This is a genomic window from Pseudomonas sp. TS_SC_3 (assembly GCF_056156225.1).
The window spans coordinates 1,828,951-1,850,060 of record NZ_CM149586.1; the positions used below are offsets into that span (position 1 = coordinate 1,828,951).

Annotated in this window: 19 protein-coding genes and 1 pseudogene; all 20 read right to left on the bottom strand. The window is 60.0% G+C overall.

Features of this window, described 5'->3' with window-relative positions; all coding sequences use genetic code 11:
* Nucleotides 1–16: 16 nt before the first annotated feature.
* Entirely contained in the window at nucleotides 17–1,144 is a 1,128-nt protein-coding gene (locus tag AC0J6G_RS08805; RefSeq protein ID WP_475253191.1) for an HDOD domain-containing protein, read from the bottom strand.
* A gap of 277 nt (nucleotides 1,145–1,421) precedes the next feature.
* Nucleotides 1,422–2,264 carry an IclR family transcriptional regulator domain-containing protein gene (locus tag AC0J6G_RS08810; protein ID WP_475253193.1) on the bottom strand — a complete coding sequence of 281 codons (843 nt, stop codon included), beginning with the start codon at nucleotides 2,262–2,264 and terminating at the stop codon, nucleotides 1,422–1,424.
* Nucleotides 2,265–2,699: 435 nt separating this feature from the next.
* Nucleotides 2,700–3,488: a 3-oxoadipate enol-lactonase gene (pcaD, locus tag AC0J6G_RS08815; RefSeq protein ID WP_475253195.1), complete on the bottom strand. Its 789-nt coding sequence runs from the start codon at nucleotides 3,486–3,488 to the stop codon at nucleotides 2,700–2,702.
* 123 nt (nucleotides 3,489–3,611) lie between these two features.
* Complete coding sequence (gene pcaF, locus AC0J6G_RS08820) at nucleotides 3,612–4,817, bottom strand: 3-oxoadipyl-CoA thiolase (protein ID WP_475253197.1); 1,206 nt, start codon at nucleotides 4,815–4,817, stop codon at nucleotides 3,612–3,614.
* Nucleotides 4,814–5,596, bottom strand: a complete 783-nt coding sequence (locus tag AC0J6G_RS08825; RefSeq protein WP_475253199.1) for a CoA-transferase subunit beta — start codon at nucleotides 5,594–5,596, stop codon at nucleotides 4,814–4,816. The genes pcaF and AC0J6G_RS08825 overlap by 4 nt, the downstream gene beginning before the upstream one ends.
* Nucleotides 5,596–6,447 carry a CoA transferase subunit A gene (locus tag AC0J6G_RS08830; RefSeq protein WP_475253201.1) on the bottom strand — a complete coding sequence of 284 codons (852 nt, stop codon included), beginning with the start codon at nucleotides 6,445–6,447 and terminating at the stop codon, nucleotides 5,596–5,598. Before AC0J6G_RS08830 ends, AC0J6G_RS08825 begins: the two co-directional genes overlap by 1 nt.
* 121 nt (nucleotides 6,448–6,568) lie before the next feature.
* A pseudogene (locus AC0J6G_RS08835) lies at nucleotides 6,569–6,964 on the bottom strand (methyl-accepting chemotaxis protein); the annotation flags it as partial.
* Between the two features lie 635 nt (nucleotides 6,965–7,599).
* Nucleotides 7,600–8,328, bottom strand: a complete 729-nt coding sequence (locus AC0J6G_RS08840; protein ID WP_475253203.1) for an ABC transporter ATP-binding protein — start codon at nucleotides 8,326–8,328, stop codon at nucleotides 7,600–7,602.
* Nucleotides 8,328–9,086, bottom strand: a complete 759-nt coding sequence (locus tag AC0J6G_RS08845) for an ABC transporter ATP-binding protein (RefSeq protein ID WP_475253205.1) — start codon at nucleotides 9,084–9,086, stop codon at nucleotides 8,328–8,330. Before AC0J6G_RS08845 ends, AC0J6G_RS08840 begins: the two co-directional genes overlap by 1 nt.
* On the bottom strand, nucleotides 9,083–10,114 hold the full coding sequence (locus AC0J6G_RS08850; protein WP_475253207.1) for a branched-chain amino acid ABC transporter permease: 1,032 nt from the start codon (nucleotides 10,112–10,114) through the stop codon (nucleotides 9,083–9,085). Before AC0J6G_RS08850 ends, AC0J6G_RS08845 begins: the two co-directional genes overlap by 4 nt.
* Nucleotides 10,115–10,136: 22 nt before the next feature.
* Complete coding sequence (locus AC0J6G_RS08855; RefSeq protein ID WP_475253209.1) at nucleotides 10,137–10,997, bottom strand: branched-chain amino acid ABC transporter permease; 861 nt, start codon at nucleotides 10,995–10,997, stop codon at nucleotides 10,137–10,139.
* Between the two features lie 240 nt (nucleotides 10,998–11,237).
* Nucleotides 11,238–12,431 (bottom strand): ABC transporter substrate-binding protein, encoded by a 1,194-nt coding sequence (locus AC0J6G_RS08860; RefSeq protein ID WP_475253211.1) that lies wholly within the window; start codon nucleotides 12,429–12,431, stop codon nucleotides 11,238–11,240.
* Between the two features lie 107 nt (nucleotides 12,432–12,538).
* Nucleotides 12,539–13,828 (bottom strand): OprD family porin, encoded by a 1,290-nt coding sequence (locus AC0J6G_RS08865; protein WP_475253213.1) that lies wholly within the window; start codon nucleotides 13,826–13,828, stop codon nucleotides 12,539–12,541.
* A gap of 142 nt (nucleotides 13,829–13,970) precedes the next feature.
* Complete coding sequence (locus AC0J6G_RS08870; protein WP_475253215.1) at nucleotides 13,971–15,188, bottom strand: benzoate/H(+) symporter BenE family transporter; 1,218 nt, start codon at nucleotides 15,186–15,188, stop codon at nucleotides 13,971–13,973.
* Between the two features lie 117 nt (nucleotides 15,189–15,305).
* Nucleotides 15,306–16,247, bottom strand: a complete 942-nt coding sequence (gene catA, locus AC0J6G_RS08875) for a catechol 1,2-dioxygenase (protein ID WP_475253217.1) — start codon at nucleotides 16,245–16,247, stop codon at nucleotides 15,306–15,308.
* Nucleotides 16,248–16,277: 30 nt separating this feature from the next.
* A complete protein-coding gene (catC, locus tag AC0J6G_RS08880) occupies nucleotides 16,278–16,568 on the bottom strand; it encodes a muconolactone Delta-isomerase (RefSeq protein ID WP_475253219.1) in 291 nt (96 codons plus the stop codon).
* A gap of 17 nt (nucleotides 16,569–16,585) precedes the next feature.
* A complete protein-coding gene (locus AC0J6G_RS08885; RefSeq protein WP_475253221.1) occupies nucleotides 16,586–17,707 on the bottom strand; it encodes a muconate cycloisomerase family protein in 1,122 nt (373 codons plus the stop codon).
* Between the two features lie 28 nt (nucleotides 17,708–17,735).
* Nucleotides 17,736–19,076: an MFS transporter gene (locus AC0J6G_RS08890; protein ID WP_475253223.1), complete on the bottom strand. Its 1,341-nt coding sequence runs from the start codon at nucleotides 19,074–19,076 to the stop codon at nucleotides 17,736–17,738.
* A gap of 67 nt (nucleotides 19,077–19,143) precedes the next feature.
* Complete coding sequence (locus tag AC0J6G_RS08895; RefSeq protein ID WP_475253225.1) at nucleotides 19,144–19,914, bottom strand: 1,6-dihydroxycyclohexa-2,4-diene-1-carboxylate dehydrogenase; 771 nt, start codon at nucleotides 19,912–19,914, stop codon at nucleotides 19,144–19,146.
* A gap of 94 nt (nucleotides 19,915–20,008) precedes the next feature.
* The gene (benC, locus tag AC0J6G_RS08900; protein WP_475253227.1) at nucleotides 20,009–21,019 is read right to left on the bottom strand and encodes a benzoate 1,2-dioxygenase electron transfer component BenC; all 1,011 of its coding nucleotides are present in this window, start codon (nucleotides 21,017–21,019) and stop codon (nucleotides 20,009–20,011) included.
* Nucleotides 21,020–21,110: the final 91 nt, after the last annotated feature.

The window sequence follows — 21,110 nt, forward strand, 5'->3', positions numbered from 1 at the left end:
GTCAGGCACCTTTTAGTCAGTTCAGGCCTGCAAGCCGTCGCAACCGAGCAAGCTTGGCAGGGTCGGGTTGTGTGCTGATTTCACAGGCGACAAGGTGCATGAGTATGGCTTCGCGCCGCGTATTAATAGCGGGAAGCGCATAAAAAGCCCCAATAAGGTCACGCAAAGGGATGGGCAGTCGCCACTGCGACTTTAAGCGCCCAGCGAGGCCACTGCTGAACGTGTCCAAAGCATCGCTTAATTCTTCCAGACTCAAGCTATGGCCTTTATCGCGCCATAGCTGAGCTTGCTGCAACACGCACAACTCGCCTATACGATGCAGCAAGGCCGCGCTGTGAAGCGGCGCAGGGTCAATACGGCAGGCGACTGCCAACTCATCCAATCGCTTGCACAGCGCCCGGATTTGCTCGTGCTGCTCGTAGGACAACAGCACAAGCTCCACCTCTCGAAGCTCAACCCCAGGGCACAGGCTGATACCCAACACTAAGTTCAAACCAGTGGCTGCTCCTAGCACCCGTAAAGCCTCAGCAAAGCTCATGCAGAGTGGCCCGCCACTGCGGTATTGAGCGCTGTTGGCGGCGGCCAATAAGTGCGCGGTAATCGCCGGTTCATTCTGCGCAAGGTTATGCAAGCTGCGCATCTCGGCAGGTTGCAGAGCCAAGGCTTTGAGCTTAGCCAGCACACCCACTTGCAGCGGTATGTAGAGATTCTCACTGGTTTGCTTGCTGATAAATTCCGCGAAGCTACCGGTACTGGATGCTTCTATGGGACTGGGCGAACTCGCGACAGGTAGAAAGCGATCCAGGCAGTCCAGAACCTTTGGCACCTGGAAGGGTTTACTGATAAACGCGCTCACATGCAGTGAACGAACCGCCAATACACTGTCCCGATCAGAACGGCCGGTGATCATGATTAAAGGGACTTGGGTATCCTGCTTACGTACCTGCTCAAGCAAACGAGTGCCGGGGCCATCGGGTAGGTTCCAGTCACAAATGACCAGATCGGCAGGATTGCGCAGCCATTCAGCTAGCGCATCACTGAGCGTAGCTTGGCAACTGACTAAAGCCTCAGGGCGCAAGCTGTGAACAATCTGACGCAGCAGGTCGGCAATCCAGACATCGTCTTCGAGAATCATCACACGCATCTGACACTCCTACAGTCTCAACCCTTGAGGCTAGTGCAGCATCTGATTCTTGTACGTATGCGCTGAGAAGCTTGCAAGCACTACTGATAGCTCTCGCATAAAAAATGAACGCTGCGGATTCATATCAATAGCTAGCGTGTCACGTTTCTGTTCAGAGACTGGACAACAGAAAATGCTTGCACGACTTCGATTATTTTTTCGATTTCCTGCGCCGCCCCCTGAGTGCGATGGGCTAGGTTGCGCACTTCATAAATGCTTACCAATTAATCACGAACGTCTAATGAAACAACTGCTCACTCAAGGCTGTGCTGGCCTCTAACAACACCGGCAAGAACTTCGATTCGAGCTCCTGACGCGAGGTACGGCTAACGTGGGTGCCGACATTCAACGCGGCTAGTACCTGGCCTGCCGAATCTTTCAGCGGAACGGCGACCGACCGGAGGCCCACTTCCAGTTCCTGATCGATGATCACCCAGCCCTGCTCACGGATTTGTGCAATGCTGTCCCACAGCCCTTGCGGCGTATGCACGGTGCGACTGGTCTTGACCTGCAGATCGGCACTGCTCAGGTATTCCTCAATCGCCTGATCAGCCAGCCCGGCCAGCAGAATCCGTCCCATGGATGTGCAATAGGCCGGCAGTCTGCTGCCAACACTGAGATCCACCGAGATCAACCGCTGTGGCGTGGCCGAACGGGCAATGTAGAGAATCTCATCTCCCTCCAGCGTGGCCATCGAACACGCTTCATGCAGCTGCTCGCTGATGCGGTCGAGAATAGGCTGGGCAGTAACCGCCAGCGGCGTCGACGACAGATATGCATGGCCCAGAGTCAATACCTTGGGCAACAGGGAATAGGTACGGCCATCGCTGGTGGCGTAACCCAGTTTCATCAAGGTGTGCAGGCAACGCCGCACGGCCGCGCGGGGTATCTCGGTGCGGTGGCTGATCTGGGCAATGGTCAGGTGACGCTTGCGCTCCTGAAACGCATGGATAACCGCGAGTCCGCGCGCCAGTGACGTCATGAAATTGGGGTCGCCGGTCAGGGCTTCGATACGCTTGGCCGGCGACGCGACAATGGGCGGGGCCAGGGTCGACAGGGGCAAATAGTGTTCATCACTCATTGGTTTGTCCTGAACAGAACGGCTGTTATGAGCGATTATCGAACCATAGCTCGATAATCGCAATTGACCACTGCTCAGCATCACTCTACCGTTGCGCCGCCGCTGTCGCCCGCCCTGTCTACAGGCAGGTGCCTTGCGCCACAGCGCCATGACCTTGCCCACAAGGTAGGGCCATGCTCCCCATTCGGCGGCCTCCTCCATCACGCTACTCGCGTGGTGGAGAGTGGCTCGCGGATGTCATCAGCGCGGTGCACATTCAGCAATGTGGCTACGTGTGTAGCCTGTTCTTAGCCCCCAAAACGGGTCAGTGAGTGAATGAAAGCGTTGCCGTTACCTTCGAGGCGCGCGGCACCGGTGTAACAGAGGTGCACAAAGCACGCGCCCCGGCATGCCAGCTTAGAAACGTGGTTCTCACTGCCGTGCAGTGAGTCGCTCTCAAGCCAGCAGGAAATCCAGCACGCGGCTGGAAAACAATGCACCGGCTTCGACGTTCGACAGGTGCGCAGCATGCAATTCAAGCATTTGCGCGCCGCGAATACGGTCGACCATAAAGCGTCCATCGGCAGACGTAGTGACAGCGTCCTCGCTGCCGCAAACCACCAGCACCGGCAGTGTGATGCTGGCCAGTTGCTCGCGGAAATCCGCATCACGCACAGCTGCACAGTTGGCGGCATAGCCTTGCGGCGACGTCTGCGCCAGCATCCCGACAATCGGTTCAACCTGGCTGGGTTGGGCAGCCGCAAACGCCGGGGTGAACCAGCGGGCAATGGAACCATCACGCAGCGCCAGCATCGCCGCAGCGCCATCACGCAGGACGGTTTCGATGCGTGGGTTCCACACATCCGGGTTACCGATTTTCGCGGCGGTATTGCACAGCACTATACGCTGCAGCCGTTGCGGCGCATTAATCGCCAGCCACTGGCCAATCAGCCCGCCCATAGACAGCCCGCAGAAAAACGCACGATCAATATGCAGGACATCCAGAAGGGCCAGCACGTCACGGCCATTTTGCTCGATGCTATAAGGTCCCTCAGTGACCGATGACTGGCCATGCCCACGGGTGTCGTAGCGCAGCACCCGGAAGTGATCGGTGAACGCAGCCATTTGCGCGTCCCACATGTGCAAGTCAGTGCCCAGGGAATTGGACAGCACCAGCACCGGTGCCTGCGCCGGGCCTTCGAGCAGGTAATTCAGTTCGCCATCGGCGAGTTGTACGGCAGTCATACAGGCTCCTAAAGGGAGAAAGTCTGGAGGTGAGGCCACCGCTCATGACGCTCGAGGCGCCCGTCACACCGGGCATGTTCATGCCCGGGGATCACCGGTGGATTATGGCTGTTACTCAGCCGCTCAAACGCGCTCAATCGCCAAGGCCAAGCCCTGCCCAACACCCACGCACATGGTCGCCAGACCATATTTACCGCCGGTTTTCTGCAGATGATGCACAGCGGTCAGCACCAGGCGGTTACCGCTCATGCCCAGTGGATGACCGAGGGCAATGGCACCGCCGTTGGGATTGACCCGCGCATCGTCGTCGGCCAGCCCCAGCTCACGGGTCACCGCCAGGCCTTGCGCGGCAAACGCCTCATTCAGTTCAATCACATCGAACGCCTGTAAATCGAGGTCAAGGCGCGCCAGCAACTTGCGCACGGCCGGTACCGGCCCAACCCCCATGACGCGCGGCAGCACGCCACCGCTGGCCATGCCCAATACTTTGGCGCGGGGCGTGAGGCCATATTTCTTTACAGCCTCGGCGCTGGCCAGAATCATTGCCGAGGCACCGTCGTTAAGGCCTGAGGCATTACCGGCGGTGACGGTCTTACCCTCACCATTGACCGGCTTGAGCTTTTCCAGCGCGGCGAGCGAAGTGTCGCCACGCGGATGCTCATCCGTATCGATGACGGTATCGCCCTTCTTGCCTTTGATCAGTACCGGAACGATTTCCTCGGCGTAATAACCCGAGGCCTTGGCCGCAGCCGCACGTTGCTGACTACGCAGGGCGAAAGCGTCCTGATCGGCGCGGCTGATGCCGTAGTCCTCGGCGACGTTGTCGCCCGTGACCGGCATCGTCTCGACACCGTATCGCTGTTTCAGCGCCGGGTTGATGAAACGCCAACCCATGGTGGTATCTTCCAGTTTCTGCGCGCGGCCAAAGGCGCTGTCGGCCTTGCCCATCACATACGGGGCGCGGGTCATGGACTCAACGCCAGCCGCGATGGTCAGCTCCATCTCACCGCTGGTGATGGCGCGGAATGCCGCGCCGATGGCTTCCATGCCCGAAGCGCAGAGGCGGTTAAGGGTCACACCCGGCACGCAGGCCGGCAAACCGGCGAGCAGCAGCGCCATGCGCGCCACATTGCGGTTGTCTTCGCCGGACTGGTTAGCGCAGCCCATAAACACTTCGTCTACGGCCGTCCAGTCAACCTGAGGGTTGCGCTCGATCAGCGCCCGCAACGGGATGGCGGCCAAGTCGTCGGCGCGCACTGGCGCCAAGCCACCGTTTAGACGGCCAATGGGGGTGCGGATGGCGTCACAAATGAAAACCTCGCGGCTCATTCGTCACTCCCCTTCTGCCCGTGGGCAACGGCAGTGCGGGCTTCCAGGTCGCGCAGTGCGGCCAGTTCTTCGGCTTTCGGCGCCTCGGTCGTAGTCACCACATCGGCGAAACGAATCTGCCAACCGGTGTTCTCAATCACCTGCTCGCGGGTCACGCCGGGGTGCATCGAGGTGACGATAAATTCGTTGCTGCCCGCTTCCGGTTCCATGATGCACAGGTCAGTGATGATCGCCACCGGCCCGGCGCCAGGCAGGCCCAGGCGTTTGCGATGATCACCGCCTTCGCCATGGCCAACCGAGGTGATGAACGCCAGTTTATCGACGAAGGTGCGATGGCCCTGCTTGAGAATGATCAGCACTTTCTTCGCGCTGCCGGCAATTTCCGGCGCGCCACCGGCGCCTGGCAGGCGCACCTTGGGCTGGTGATAGTCACCAATCACCGTGGTATTGATGTTGCCGAACTTGTCGACCTGCGCAGCGCCGAGGAAGCCGACGTCAATGCGCCCGCCCTGCAGCCAGTAACGGAAAATCTCGCTAGTCGGCACTACGGTGTCAGCGGTTTCGGCCAGCTCGCCGTCACCGATGGACAGTGGCAGCACGGTCGGTTTGGCACCGATGGGGCCGGACTCGTAAATCAGCACCACTTCAGGGGCATGGGTCAGGCGCGCCAGGTTGGCCGCCTTGGATGGCAGGCCGATGCCGACGAAGCAGACGCTGCCGTTACCTAAATTGCGCGCAGCCGCCACGGTCATCATTTCATTGGTGTTGAAATCGTTCATCACTGGGCCTTCCCGTTCAATTTCGCCTGGAACTGCACAAAATCTTCAGTGCCTCGGATGTATTCGTCGATCCAGGCGGTAAAGGTTTCGCGGTCTCGCGCGATGGGGTCCCACGCTTGGTAGAAGCGGTTGTCACGTTCGTAGTAACCGTGGGCATAGGACGGATGCGCACCACCCGGCACGACGCATACGGCGGTTAGCGCCCAGCTCGGCAATACGCAGGCGTTCATCGGTGCTTGCAGGTCATCAACGATTTCTTCGACGGTGACGATGCAACGCTGAGCCGCCAAGGCTGCCTCTTTCTGCACCCCGAGAATGCCCTGGATCAGCACGTTGCCTGCGCGGTCGGCTTTCTGCGCGTGGATGATGGTCACATCCGGGCGCACGCTCGGCACAGTGGCCAGCTGCTCGCCGGTGTAAGGGCACGCGATAAATTTGATATCTGGATTGACCTTGACCAAGTCCGAGCCCTGGTAGCCACGCAGCACCGCAAACGGCAGATTCGAGGCCCCGGCGACATAGGCATTGGCCATCGCCGCGTGGCTATGCTCGCTGATGGCCAGCGGGTGCGGCCAGCCCTTCTCAACCGCGTCGCGCAGGCGATGCAGCGAGCCCACACCGGGGTTCCCACCCCAGGAAAAAATCAGCTTTTTGGCACAACCGGCACCGATCAGCAGGTCATACACAAGGTCGGGCGTCATGCGCACCAACGTCAGGTCTTTCTTGTTCTGACGAATGATCTCGTGCGACGCCGCAGTCGGAATCAAGTGGGTAAAGCCTTCGAGGGCGATGGTATCGCCGTCGTTGACGAAGCGTTTAACCGCGTCATGCAGGGAAATAATTTCAGCCATGGTGATCTCGGTTGTTATCGGGACGTAGCAACACGCCGGGCAGAGAAAAAGTACCCGCGGACCGACACGCAAACAATCCGATAATCGACTTATTGTTCGATAATCGAACAAACTTACGCATTCAGTCTGCCGTTTCTGCTGCCGCACACAGCGCCTGCATCTGCAGGATGCGTTCGCGCTGGCCGACGAGCTGGGCGACGATGCGCAGTACGATTTCCTGGCGCGCCTTGGCCCCTGCGCGCATCTCGGCCATGGCCTGCAGGGCAGCGCTGGTGGTGTCCAGACCGTGGCGCGTAGAGTCGGTGGCATGCTGCATGCCAAGCCGCGCTTCGTCGGCCGAACGCTGCAGGTTGCCGGCGATCTGGCGGATCTGTTCGCTGGAATCGTTGGCACGCACAGCCAAGTTGCGCACCTCGTCGGCCACCACGGCAAAACCTCGGCCGTTCTCGCCTGCTCGCGCGGCCTCAATGGCCGCATTAAGCGCCAACAAGTTGGTCTGCCGGGCGATATCCTGAATGCTGCTGACAATCGCCCCAATGCGCTGAGATTGCTCACCCAGGGTGTTGAACACCTCCCCAGTGCGCTGCAGATAATCGGCAAGCTCGCTAATCGACTGACTGGCCGCTTGAATGCTCTCGGCGCTGCTAGTCACCTTCTGGCCGGACTGCTGCGCCAGTTCGGTAGCAAACTGCATGTCGGCCTGACTCTGCTCGATGGCGTTAAGCAGTTCGTGTTGGTGCCGGCTCAGCGCCGGGTCAAGCAAAAGCTGAGGCGTGCTATCCACCACAGCGGCAGGCACCACCGCCAACGCAGTCTCCTCGGGTGAAGGCGGCTGTGACCAATCGCAGTTTTGCAGCACACGCTCAATGACCTGAGGCGGCTGGGTCGAATAGAGGAAGCCCGCCAGTAACGCGGGCACCACCAGCAGCAACGCAAAGCCTGGCTCCCAACTGCCACTGCCGAAAACACCTAATACGACAGTCCCCAGCACATTGCCTATCAACAACAGACTGGCCAGCGGTTTTTTCCAGTTGCGGGCAGCGCTGTCGGCGCGAAAATTATCCATAGCATCTCTACTTATTCACACATGCAAGAAAGCCGAGCACAGGGGCCTGTGCTCGGCTGCTACCAACGTGCGGCGCGGGGTGGGTGTTACAGGCCGATATGGGCCTGGAGGATCTCGGGCTGGGCCTTTAACGCCTGGCTGGGGCCGTCATACATCACCCGCCCCTTGACCATGATCATGCTGCGGTCAGTCAGGTCGAGCAGCACGTTGACGTTCTTGTCGACCACTAACGTGGCTATACCGCTGGCCTTAATCAGGCGAATCACGTCCCAGATTTCCTTGCGTATCAGCGGCGCGAGGCCTTCTGTGGCCTCGTCGAGAATCATCAAATCAGGGTTGGTCATCAGCGCGCGACCGATGGCGACCATCTGCTGCTCTCCGCCAGACAGGTTGCCGGTGAGATGGCTGAAGCGTTCGGCCAGACGCGGGAAGGTCTGCAGCACGCGGTCGAGATCCCAGTCGCGACGCCCGTCAAGGCCCGCCCGCGCAGCCATCACCAGGCTTTCACGCACCGTCAGGTTGGGGAACATGCCGCGCCCTTCAGGTACGTAACCGATGCCACGACGAATCACCTTATGCGCGGCGCTCCCAGTAAGGTTTTCGCCCCTGATCCGTACCTCGCCACTGCGCGGCGGGGTCAGGCCGAGCAGCGAGCGAATGGTGGTGCTTTTACCCACGCCATTGCGCCCAAGCAGCGCCAGAGTTTCGCCTGGGGCGATTTGCAGGTCGACGCCATGCAGCACATGGCTGTTGCCATAAAAGGTGTGCACACCGCGCACCTCGACCAAGGGGGTTGCTGCCGTTGTACTGGTCATCAGAATTGCTCCTCACCATCGCCGAGATAGGCTTCCTGCACTGCAGGGTCGTTACGCACCTGATCCAGCGGGCCACTGGCTAGCATCTGCCCGTTGACCATGACAGTCAGGGTCTTGGCGATGCTGAACACCGCGTCCATGTCGTGCTCAACCAGCACCAACGAGTACTCACGCGATAAGTCGGCAAGCAGCTCGACCACCCGGCTCGACTCTTCCTTGCCCATGCCGGCCATGGGTTCATCCAGCAACAAAAAGCTCGGCTCGGTGGCCAGCACCATGCCGATTTCGAGTTGGCGCTGCTCGCCGTAGCTCATGGAACTGGCAATGCTGTGCCCCTTGCTGCTCAGGCCGCAGGCCTGCAGCGCCTGCTCAGCGCGCTCACGCACCGCCGGATAGCGGTCGCTGCGGCGGAAGAAGCGAAAGGAGTTTTTCATCCGCGACTGCGCGGCGAGCATGCAGTTTTCCAAGCAGCTAAAGCTGGGGAAGATATTGGTGCGCTGAAAACTGCGGCCGATGCCCAGGTGCGACACCTTGTTAGGTGCCAAGCCGGTAATGTCTTGGCCATTGAAAATCACCTGGCCGCTGCTCGGCGTCAGGTGACCGGATAACAGATTGACCATCGTGCTCTTGCCGGCACCATTGGGGCCGATGATCGCGTGAATCTCGCAGGGTGCCACTTGCAGGCTGATATCACTGACGGCACGCAAGCCACCGAAGGCTTTGCTCAGGCCGCGGGTTTCCAGAATTAATCCGCTCATTGCTCGACCTCCTGCTTGCTCACTCGGGGACCTTTCACCGCGTCTGTTTGGTTGCGCTTGCGTGCGGCCAACTGCAACAGCAGCCCAGCAATCCCGCGCGGCAGCAACAGCACCATGCAGATCACCACCACGCCCATCGGCAGCTCCCAATGCGGCGTTAAGCTGGCAAACCAGTGGTGCAGGACCTCAAAAGCAAAGGCGCCAAGAATCGGCCCGAACAAGGTGCCCATCCCGCCGAGAATAACCATCACGAGAATATGTGCCGACATCTGCCAGCTCAGTTGGCCGGGGCTGACGAAGCCATACTGCGTGGCCGACAACATGCCTGCGTAGCCGGCGATGGTGCCGGCGATGACGAACGCCACCAGTTTGTAAAACAACGGGTTGTAGCCCATGGCGCAGACCCGTTGTTCGTTCTCCTTGATGCCCAACAAAACCCGACCAAATGGCGCCCTCAAGAAAGTGCGCAACAGCACAAACAACAGCGTCAACGAGGTCAGCACCACATAGAACAAGGTGGTGCGATTCTCCAGATCAAGCAGCTGCACACCCGCGATGGCAACCTGCGGCTTCATAAACAGGTAGGCGCCGTCCGAACCACCGGCAAAAGACGCATCGTGAAACAGGTAATAGAGCATCTGCGAGAAGGCAATTGTCACCATGATGAAGAAGATCCCCGAGGTGCGGATGATCAGAACCCCCATCAGCAGTGCAGCCAGAGCCGTGATGCCCAGGCATACAGGCAAAGCTACCCAGATGCTCACCGCTTCATACTCAGGAGCGAACAGCACCAGGGCGTAACCGGCCATGCCGAAGAAGGCCGCCGAGGCCAGGCTGACCATGCCACTAACGCCGACCAGCAGGTCGAGGCCCAGGGCGACAATGGCCAGGATCATGATGCTGGTCAGTTGCTGGAGGAAGAAGTCGTGCTTTTCACCGGCCAGGCCGGCACCGAAAAGCGGATACGCGACCATCAGCAGCAGCAGGGCCAGTAGCAGTAGCTGAATTGAGCGAGGTATTGCGTGCATGAAAATGTCCTCGAAATGGTAATTAGGCGAACAACCCGCGCGGCTTGAACAACAGCACCACGGCCATCAGCACATACACGGCCATGCCGGCGTACTGCGGCACCAGCACCGCGCCCCAGGTCGCGGTAAGCCCCACAAGCAAAGCGCCGAGGAACGCGCCACGAATTGAACCCAGCCCGCCGATGACCACCACCACGAACGCGATAATCAAAATCTGGTTGCCCATGCCGGGATAAACCGACGACACGGGTGCGGCAATCATCCCGGCGAAGGCCGTCAGTGCCGCACCGGCGGCGAACACCAGGGTGTAAATAACCCGAATGTTGATGCCCAAGCCCTGCACCATCTCGCGGTTACTGGAACCGCCACGGATGATCATGCCCAGTCGGGTGCGTTGCAGGATCAGGTACATGGCCAAAGCGATGACCGCACAGACCGCTGAAATAAATAGGCGGTACACCGGGTATTCGAGGGTTTCGGTCAGCTGGATCGAGCCGCTGAGCAGTTCCGGGATGGCCACGCTGTGTACGTCATTGCCCCAGATGATGCTGCGCAGCGAGTCGATCACCATGATCAAGCCGAACGTCATCAGCACCTGATCGAGGTGGTCGCGCCGATATAGCGCCTGGATCAAAAAGCGCTCGATCAGCACCCCCAGCAGCGCCGCCAGCGGCACCCCAATGAGGATGGCGATAAACAGATCACCCACTAGCCCCGTCAGCCAATACACCAAGTACGCGCCGACCATATAGAGCGCGCCGTGGGCCAGATTGATGATGTGCATGATGCCGAAGATCAAGGTCAGACCGCTGGCGATCAGAAACAACAGCAGACCGTACTGCAGACCGTTCATGGTCTGGATGAGAATGGTGGAAACTTCCATCGTGAATACCAAGGTCGGAAATGAGGCAGGCCGCCCCCTGGCCAAAAATGGCTGGCAAAGCAGGTCGATTGAGTCGGGTTAAACGAGCAGGCGTCTCTGGATCAGGCGGTGCGACGGGTCATAGCCGGCTATGACCAAGTGCGACACCGCGGTATCCAAAAAACGGCAAGCCAACACGACACAACCAACCCGCCCCACCGACCCACAACTAGCGGCCAAGGTGCGGGTAAACGCTGCGTGTTAGAGCTTGCAGCCGCGCGCAGGATCGGCCAGCGCCGTCGCGGCCGTGCTGACCACTACGTTGGTACCCTCACGTACCTCGCGTAGATAGATGTTCTGCACCGGGTTATGCGCCTTGGAGAAACTCCACTCGCCCCGTGGACTGTCGATTTTGGCTTGCGCCATCGCCGCACTCCAGGCCGCTCGATCCTGGGTATTGCCCTTAACCTTGGCCAACGACTGCGCCAACAGCAGGCCCGTGTCATAACCCTGTACGGCGTAAATATCGGCTTCTTTGCCAAACTTCTGCCGGTAGTTCGCACGGAACCTGTTGTTCTGCGGGGTATCAAGGCTGTCTGCGTAGTGCAACGTCGTCAGCACACCCGTTGCAGAGGCGCCCTGTGCCTCCAAAGTACCCTCAGTGAGGAAGCCCGAGCCCAGCAGCGGGATCTTGCCTTGCAGGCCAGCCGCCGCGTAATCCTGCACAAACTTAGCCGCCCCGCCGCCGGCGAAAAACACAAACACAGCATCAGGCTTGAGCGCGGCGATTTCAGTCAGCTGCGACTGAAATTCCACATCAGGAAACGGCACATAGATTTCCTTGCTGACTTTACCGCCGGCCTTCTCGAAGCCTTCCTTGAAGCCGTCAACCGACTCAGTACCAAACCCGTAACGCCAGGCCACGGTGACAATATTCTTGTAGCCTTTATCCGCCGCAACCTGGCCCATCGGGTAAGCGGTCTGCCAGGAAGTAAAAGAGGTGCGGAAAATATTCGGCGCGCACAACGGGCCGGTGGCAACGTTAAAGCCGGCATTGGGGATGATCAGCGGTACACCGGTTTCGCGGGCGACCTTGACTGCCCCCATGCCGACGCCGGAATGCACGGGGCCAACCACGACATCCACCTGCGAGCCGGAAATCAGCTTCTGCATATTCGGCACTGCTTTACCGGGGTTGGCCTCGCTGTCGACCACCACGTACTCAACCGGACGACCACCAAGGCTACCGCCTTGCTGCTCGATCGCCAGTTTCATGCCATTTGTCGTGGCTTCGCCAAGCGCCGCAAACGTACCAGTGTAGGGCAGCAGCAAGCCGATTTTCACCGGCTCGGCAGCATGGCCTTGGCTGCTCATAGCAGCACTCAGGGCCAGCGCCAGTGCGCTGGTAGTGAAGGTAGTGCGGAACGAGCCAAGCATCTTGTTATTGTTTTTCATTGTTATCTCCAGCGGCGCTCTGCGGCGCAGCATGCAAGGAAAACCATCAGGGTTACCGTTGTAGCTGCGACCTACCGACCGACCGAGGGCCGATAGGTGGTTGAGGCTTAAAGTAGGTTCCAGGTGTAATTGAAAATCAGGCGATTCTCGTCAACGTCGGTGCGGTAGTTGGAGCGCGCGGTGACGTTGCGCAATTTGACGTTAAGCCCCTTGAGCGAGCCGTTCTGGACCGTGTAGCTGACATCCAGGTCGCGCTCCCACTCCTGCCCCTCAAAACCTCGCCCTGTATCGACGTTGTCACCCTTGAGGTAGCGCACGCCGGCCACCAGGCCTGGCAGGCCCAAACCGGCGAAGTCGTAGTCATAACGTGCCTGCCATGAACGCTCGTCAGCGGCGTCAAAGGTGTAGGTGGGCACTTCGTTACCCAGCGGGCTGACGTTGGCGAACACGCGCGGCAGGCCGTCGTCACCGAACATCGCCTGGTAGCCCAGGTAGAAGGTGCTAGCGCCGTACTTGGCCGACAGCAGGGAATAGACCGCTTGGTTGTCCAGCTCACCGATCAGCTTTTTACCGTCCTCGCTTGAATCGAAGTAACCGAGGCTGGCCCCCAAGACCCAATCACCTACCGGCTCACTGTGTTTAAGGCTGACGTAGCGCTGGTTATAGAGGTCTTCTAATTGCGAGTACCAGGCCCCCACCGTAGTGCGTTTGTCATTGAAGGCGTAATCAACACCGCTGTAATTGAAGTGCTCAGCGGTGACTAACTTGCCGGCCTGACGCCGCGGCACGAAACCGACCATAGCGCCCATTTTTCCATCGCCCGCCTCATCGCGCAGGCTGGTGGAGTTCAACCGACCGGCTTGCAGCGTCAAACCATCGATCTCGTTGGAGACCACCGTGGCGCCTTGGTAAGTAGGCGGCAGCAGGCGAATATCACCGAAGTAAAGGATCGGCAACACCAGTTGTTGCTCGCCGAGTTTTAGCTCGGTCTTCGACACTTTGGCCTTCAGCGCCGCGCCAAAACGGCTGTAATCATCGGTCGCCCGGCCGTCATCGTTGACTGTCAACAAGCCGGTATTGATGCGGTCAGGGCTGCTGTCGAGTTTGATCCCGAGCAGACCGACAGCGTCTACGCCGAAGCCAACAGGGCCTTGGGTATAACCAGATTTAGAGTTAAGGATAAAACCCTGCGCCCACTCTTCGGCCTTGGATTGCTGACTAGGCCCAACGATGTCGGAGTAGTCGCGGCTGAAGTAGTAATTACGCGCGGTGAGGGTCGCGGTACTGTCTTCGATAAAGCCGCCTTCGGTCGCCATCAAGGTCGAGGGCAACGCCAGGGCAACAGCCAGAGACAGGGGTGCACGCAGCACACGAAGTGCAGAGGTTGGTTGTTTCATCGTTTCACTCTTTTGTAGTTGTTGTAGTGATGCAGACTTCCACCCTTGCCGGCAGCGAGGCGCGACAATGCAAACAGGCGGTCTTACCTCGCCCTGCACGGCTACGCCTTGCAGGGCGAAAATAACCAATAAAACTGAACGCTTAGCGGACGGCCTCATGTGCGCCAGCAGCCGCTGCCCGCGGCGCGCGTTTAGCGCGTCGTGAACCCAGCAAAAAGTGCGCGGCGAGACCAAACATCAGCCCCCAAAAAGCCGCCGAGAGACCGAGAAACGACATGCCTGAAGCCGTTACCAGAAAGGTAATCAGCGCCGCTTCGCGGTCATCCGGCTCGGCCATTGCACTCGCCAGCGCACCGCCAATCGCACCGAACAGCGCCAAACCAGCCAGGGCAGCGATCAACTCTTTAGGAAAGGCGGTGAACAGCGACACCAACGTGGCGCCGAATAACCCCAACAGTAGGTAGGCCAGACCGCCTACCACGCCGGCGACGTAACGTTTGGAAGGGTCTTCGTGGGCTTCACGACCGGTGCAGATCGCTGCCGTAATCGCAGCCAGGTTGAGGCCGTGACAGGCAAAGGGCGCGAGCAACAGTGAACCCACAGCGCTGCTGGTAATGATCGGGCTGGCCGGCGTGTGATAACCGGCGTTGCGCAGCACCGCCATGCCAGGGACGAACTGACCGGTGAGCGCCACCATCACCAACGGCAGCGCAATGTTCAGGCAAGCGGCCAGGCTAAACTCGGGGCTGATCCATACCGGCATGGCCAGGCCAATAACCAACGCCTCTTGGCGCAGGTCGCCCGTCACAAAGGCAATCGTGCAGCCGACAAGCAACACCGCCATCACCGCGTAGCGCGGCAGCACACGCTTGACTAACAGATAGGTAGCAAACATCGCCAAAACAAGCAGCGGCTTGCTTTGGAGCGAGACGAACAGACCGGTGCCGAAACTGAACAGGATGCCAGCCAGCATGCCAGCCCCAATGGCGGCGGGGAGTTTGCTGATGATGCGGTCGAAGGCGCCACTGATCCCCACCAGAAAGATAATCAGGCTGGCGACGATGTAGGCACCGACCGCTTCGTTGAGGCTGATCTGCGGCAGAAGCGCAACCAGCAATGCCGAGCCTGGGGCCGACCAGGCGATGATGATCGGTACCCGGTAACGCAGGCTGAGGCCGATGCCAAGCACGGCGCTGCCAATCGAAATCGCCCAGACCCAGGACGACAACACAGCATGCGACATGCCCGCACTCTCGGCCGCCTGGAAAATGATCACCAGGGGGCCAGCATAAGAAATCACGGTGGCAATAAAACCGGCCACAATGGCGGACAAAGAGAAATCGTTGATCAAGGCTTTCATGGAACCTCGCTGCAAGGTGCATCAGGCCATCCGTGACGCGCGGTCCGGATCGCTCTTGTTATGGATAAAACACGTAAACAACCCGGCGGTTGTGTGGGGCAACCGCCGGGTAACACATCAAGCTTGTTGCAGAGCGCGTGGGCGCTGGCTGCGCTGCTCGTCTGCGGCAGCCGGCGCTTTTTGCAGCTGGAAGTTGAACTCCAGCGTGGCGAAGCGGTTGCCCTCTACATCACGGGCGCGGGCTGCCTCGGCATCCTCGACAAACTGGATATCGCCCACCAGGCCGTCGCGGGTGGCGTAGGCAAAGTCGTCCCACAGGTACTGCTCGCCGGCCAGGTTGATTTGCGTGGTCAGGTGACGATGACCCGGCGAGGAGATAAAGAAGTGGATGTGCGCCGGGCGCTGACCGTGACGGCCGAGCAGGTCCAGGCATTCCTGGGTAGGGCCGTCTGGCGAGCAACCGTAGCCGCACGGCACGATGCTGCGAGCGCGGTAACGGCCTTCGGCATCGGTGACGATACGGCGGCGCAGGTTGAAGTCGCTCTGGCTCTTATCGAAATACGAGTAGTTGCCCTGGGTGTTGGCGTGCCACAGGTCGACGACCGCGCCAGCGACCGGCTGACCGTCGGTGTCACGCACCACGCCTTCGAGGAACATCACGGTGGCATTGTCCAGCTCGCTGCCGTCATCCATCCGCGCTTCGCCTTCAACCAGCGGCGCACCAGCCACGTAGAGTGGGCCTTCGATGGTGCGTGGAGTACCGCCGGTGAGGCCTACTTGGGCGTCTTTGGCGTCTTGCAGCAGGTCAAGAAAATGTTCCAGACCCAGGCCAGCGGCGAGCAGGCCAGCTTCGTTACGCCCGCCCAGACGGTTGAGGTAGTCCACCGCCTTCCAGAATTCGTCATCGCTGACTTCAAGGTCTTCGACGATCTTCGCGATGTCGCTGATGATGCGCAGGGTGAGCTGCTTCAGACGCTGGTTGCCCTGGTCGTTGTTGAGGCCACTGGCCTCTTTGAACAGCTCTTGAACTTCGGCAGTGTGGCTAACTGTGACGGTCATGATGATTTCCTCGTTTGTTGTTGTCAGGGCTCAGCGGTCGTCGCTGTGAATCGATGAGGGATGGCGGCAGACGCCGTCGATTTCGATATCCATGTAGGGAAACAGCGGCAGCTGCAGCAGGGTGTCGTGCAGGGCCTCGACGCTTTCCACGTCGAATACGCTGTAGTTGGCGTAGTGGCCGGCGATGCGCCACAGGTGGCGCCACTTGCCTTCACGCATCAGGCCCTGCGCCAGTTCCTTCTCATCGCTTTTGAGCTTGGCGGCCTTGGCCGGGTCCATGTCGACTGGCAGTTTTACCGTCATCTTTACGTGGAACAGCATGGTGGTTTCCTCTCAGGTCACTTGCGGGCGAAGAACGTCAGGCGCTCTTCGTCCAGGGTCAGGCCGAGGCCAGGGGTACGCGGCACCTGCAGGGCAAAGTCGCGGTAAACCGGAGCCTCGGTGACGATCTCCTCGGTCAGCAGCAGCGGACCAAACAATTCGGTGCCCCAAGTCAGCTGGCGCAGGGTGACAAAGGCATGGGCCGAAGCCAGGGTGCCAATGGCTCCTTCGAGCATGGTGCCGCCGTACAGGGCGATACCCGCCGCTTCGGCAATCTGCGCCGTGCGCAACACCGCTCGTGGGCCGCCGTTCTTGGCGATTTTCAGGGCGAAGATGCTGGCCGCCCCATCAGCGGCCAGGCTGAAGGCGTCCTCAACGCTTTCAATCGATTCGTCGGCCATGATCGGTGCCGGGCTGCGCTGATTGAGGCGCACCTGCCCTGCCCGGTTGATCCGCGCAATCGGCTGCTCGATCAAATCGATGCCGTTGTCACCCAGCACCTGGCAGGCGCGAATCGCTTGGGATTCGTCCCAGCCCTGGTTGACGTCGACGCGCACGCTGGCGCTGTCACCTAAGGCCTGCTTGATCGCAATGACGTGCTTGAGATCCTGCGCTACCGGGTTGGCGCCGATTTTCAATTTGAAGATGCGATGGCGACGCAGGCCGAGCATTTGTTCGGCTTCGGCAATGTCGCGTGCGGTATCGCCGCTGGCCAGGGTCCAGGCCACTTCCAAGCTATCGCGCACGCGGCCGCCGAGCAGCTCGCTGACCGGCAGGCCCAGGCGTTTACCCTGGGCGTCGAGCAGCGCGCTTTCCAAACCGGACTTGGCGAAGGTGTTGCCCTTGGCCGCCTTGTCCAGACGCAACATGGCGGCATTGATATTGGCCGCGTCCTGACCGACCAGCAGAGGGCCGAGGTGGCTGTCGATGTTCTGCTTGATGCTTTCCGGGCTCTCGTTGCCGTAAGCCAGGCCACCGATTGTGGTCGACTCACCGATGCCTTCGATGCAATCGCTACAGCGCACACGAATCACCACCAGGGTCTGGTTCTGCATCGTGTGCATAGCCAGCTTGTGCGGGCGGATGGTCGGCAGGTCGACGATCACCGCCGATATGCTTTCGATCAGGACTTGGCTCATTTCACTCTTCCAGTTAGACAGTTAAGGCTCAGGCCTTGGCGCCAATAAGCACAGCGTCTGGGCTGGGCTGTCGTTTGGCGCTGATGGCAAACACGCACATGGCGAGGGCGGCGATGGCACCGGGAATGGCAAAAGCCATGAAATTCAGTTGCAGCGGCAGGTTGATGCCCATCAGCGCTCCGCCCAGCAGCGGCCCGACGATGGCGCCGTTGCGGCCAATACCCGAGGCCCAACCCAGACCGGTGGAGCGGATCGACAGGCCGTAGAACTGCGCGGCCCCGGCATAGAGCAAAATTTGTGTGCCGATGGTGGTGGCACCGGCGATAAAGATCAGGCCGTACAGCAGCGGTGTCGGGCTTTTGAAACCGAGCAGACTGATCGACACGGCCGCCGCGACGAAGAAGCCAACCATCACCTTGCTCAAATTGAAGCGATCACCCAGCCAGCCGCCGAGAATCGCCCCGGCCATGCCGCCGAAGTTCAGGGCGAGCAGAAATGACAGACTGGAACCCAGGCTATAGCCCGCGTTGGCCATCAGCTTGGGCAGCCAGGAACTCAGTGCGTAGACCATCAACAGGCAACAGAAGAACGCCAGCCACAGGCACAGGGTGCGCAGAGCACGGCCGTCGCGGAACAGCTCGAACACCGCCACGCCCTGACCTTTGCTGTCGCTCATCAGCAGTTGGTCGGTCGGCTCAATCTGTAAATCAGGCTGAATCTTTTGCAGCACCGCGCGGGCCTGTTCATGTCGCCCCTGGCGTACCAAAAAGCCCACCGACTCGGGAAGTTTCCAGAGGATCAGCGGCAACAGCAGCAGCGGCACGGCGGCGGCGAAGAACATCGACTCCCAACCAAAGCGCGGCAGCATGTAGATGCCGACGCCAGCAGCGAGCATGCCGCCCACCGAATAGCCGCTGAACATCACGGCCACCAGGGTGCTGCGCAGGCGCTTGGGCGCGTACTCATTCATCAGCGCAACGGCATTGGGCATCAGACCGCCACAGCCAAGGCCGGCGAGGAAACGGCAGATACCGAACTCAGTGGGGTTGCTGGCAAAGCCGTTAATGATGGTGGCGCTGGAGAACAGCGCAAAGCAGATAGCGATGCCCTTCTTACGGCCAATCTTGTCGGCCAGGGTGCCGAACGCCAAAGCACCGAACATCATGCCAAACAACGCATAGCTGCCCAGGGCACCGGCCTGCAGCGGGGTCAGGCCCCACTCCTGCATGATTGACGGCAGCACCACACCGTAAATAAATAGGTCGTAGCCGTCGAAGATCAACAGCAGCGCACAAAGCGCCATGATCATCCAGTGAAAACGGCTAAAGCGCGCGTTGTCGATGACTTGGTGTACATCTATCTGTCGCATGGCATCGGTTCTCTGTTGTTTTTATTGTGTAACGCTCATTGAGGAGGTGAACGGCATTGAGCAGCCGCTAACCTAAATCGCCACCACCCACGGGTAAGGTGACGCCGGTGATATAGGAGGCCTCGTCAGAAGCCAGGAAGAGAATGGCGCCGACCTGTTCATCGATGCTGCCGTAGCGTTTCATCAAGCTGCTGGACACGGTCTGGTCGACAACTTGCTGGTACCAGCCCTGCTCCTCATCGCTCGGCGCGGCGCTGTTGCGCGGGATGCGCCGTGGCGGTGCCTCGGTGCCGCCGGGTGCAGTCGCGTTAACGCGGATACCGCGCTCGGCGGTCTCAAACGCCAGGCAGGCAGTCAGCGCGTTGATCCCACCCTTAGCCGCGCCGTAGGGCACACGGTTGACCCCGCGAGTAGCGATGGAGGAAACATTGACGATGGCACCACTGCCCTGCGCCAGCATCTGCGGCAGAGCGGCGTGACAGCACCACAGCGTGGGGAACAATGAACGACGCACCTCGGCCTCGATCTGCTCGGTGGCGTAGTGCTCGAACGGTTTGGCCCAGATGGTGCCGCCGACGTTGTTGATCAGAATGTCGAGGCGACCGAAACCCTCGACCGCGGCATGCATCACGCCCTGACAATCGCTGGCCTGTTCCAGGTCGGCAGTCCGGCACAACACCTTGGCGCCAAACTGTTCAGCAAGCTCAAAGACCAGTTCAGAGCGGTCCACCGCCACCACGAGCGCCCCCTCCTCCAGTAGCCGCTCGGCAACCCGGCGACCGATACCTTGAGCGGCACCCGTGACCACTGCGACCTTGTCTTGAAAACGCATATTCATAATCCCGACCTCGGTGGAGGGGTGGCGACGCTTCGGCGAGCGGCGCCGCGAATAAAAAAGGTCCGCCCAAGGGGACAGCGGACCAAAGGAGCCTTCAGACGCTGGCGGCGAACTTTTCGTAGTAAAAGTTGGCGGGCCGAATGCCCTGCTCGCGGATGTAACCGCTGACCGCCTCGACCATCGGCGGCGGACCGCAGAGGTAGATGTCTACTTCACCCTCATTGAGGTGCTTGGGTTCGATGTGCTGGGTGACGTACCCCTTGTGCGGGTACTGACTATCCGGATTGGCGACGCAGGCGCTGTAGGTGAAGTTGGGGATGCGCGCGGCTAGGGCCTCGAGCCTATCCATTTCCACCAAGTCGAAATCGTTGGTCACCCCGTAGATCAGGTGCAGCGGATGCGCACTGCCCTCGCTCGCGATCTTCTCGAGCATCGCAGTGAAGGGCGCCAGGCCAGTGCCACCGGCCAACAACAGCAGTGGGCGCTTGATTTCACGCAAGTAGAAGCTGCCCAGGGGACCCGCCAGGGTCATGCTGTCACCGGCCTTGGCCAAGCCTGTCAGGAAGCTGCTCATCAGCCCGCCCGGGACATTGCGAATGAGGAAGCTGACTTCGCCATCCTTGGGTAACGAGCTGAACGAATACGCGCGCGTTTGCTCGCTGCCCGGCACCTTGAGGTTGACGTATTGGCCAGGGAGGAACGCCAGCTTGCTCAGCGCCTCACCCTTGATCGACAAGGCAATGGTGCTGTCGGAGAGTTGACGCACCGCGCTGATGACCGCCTCGTAGTTAGCCTGCTGTGTCTTGCACACATCGCTGGAAGCCGGCACGCGTATCACGCAATCGCTCTCGACGCGCATCTGGCAGGTCAACACGTAACCCTGCTCGGCTTCTTCCTCGCTCAGGGCATCCTCGACGTATTCTTCGCCAAGGTCATATTGGCCGGCTTCGGCAAAACACTTGCAGGCGCCACAGGCACCGTCGCGGCAGTCCAGCGGAATATTTATACCCTGACGGTAGGCAGCATCGGCAACGGTTTCGCCGACATTGGTATCAATGAAACGGGTAACCCCGTCTTCGAAATTAAGGGCGATCTTGTGGCTCATGGCACACCTCGCTTGAGCAGTCGTAGTACCGCGGCGGGCAACTAGTAGACGGTTCTGTCCCCGGCACGAATGCCGGGGGACCCGAGCCGAC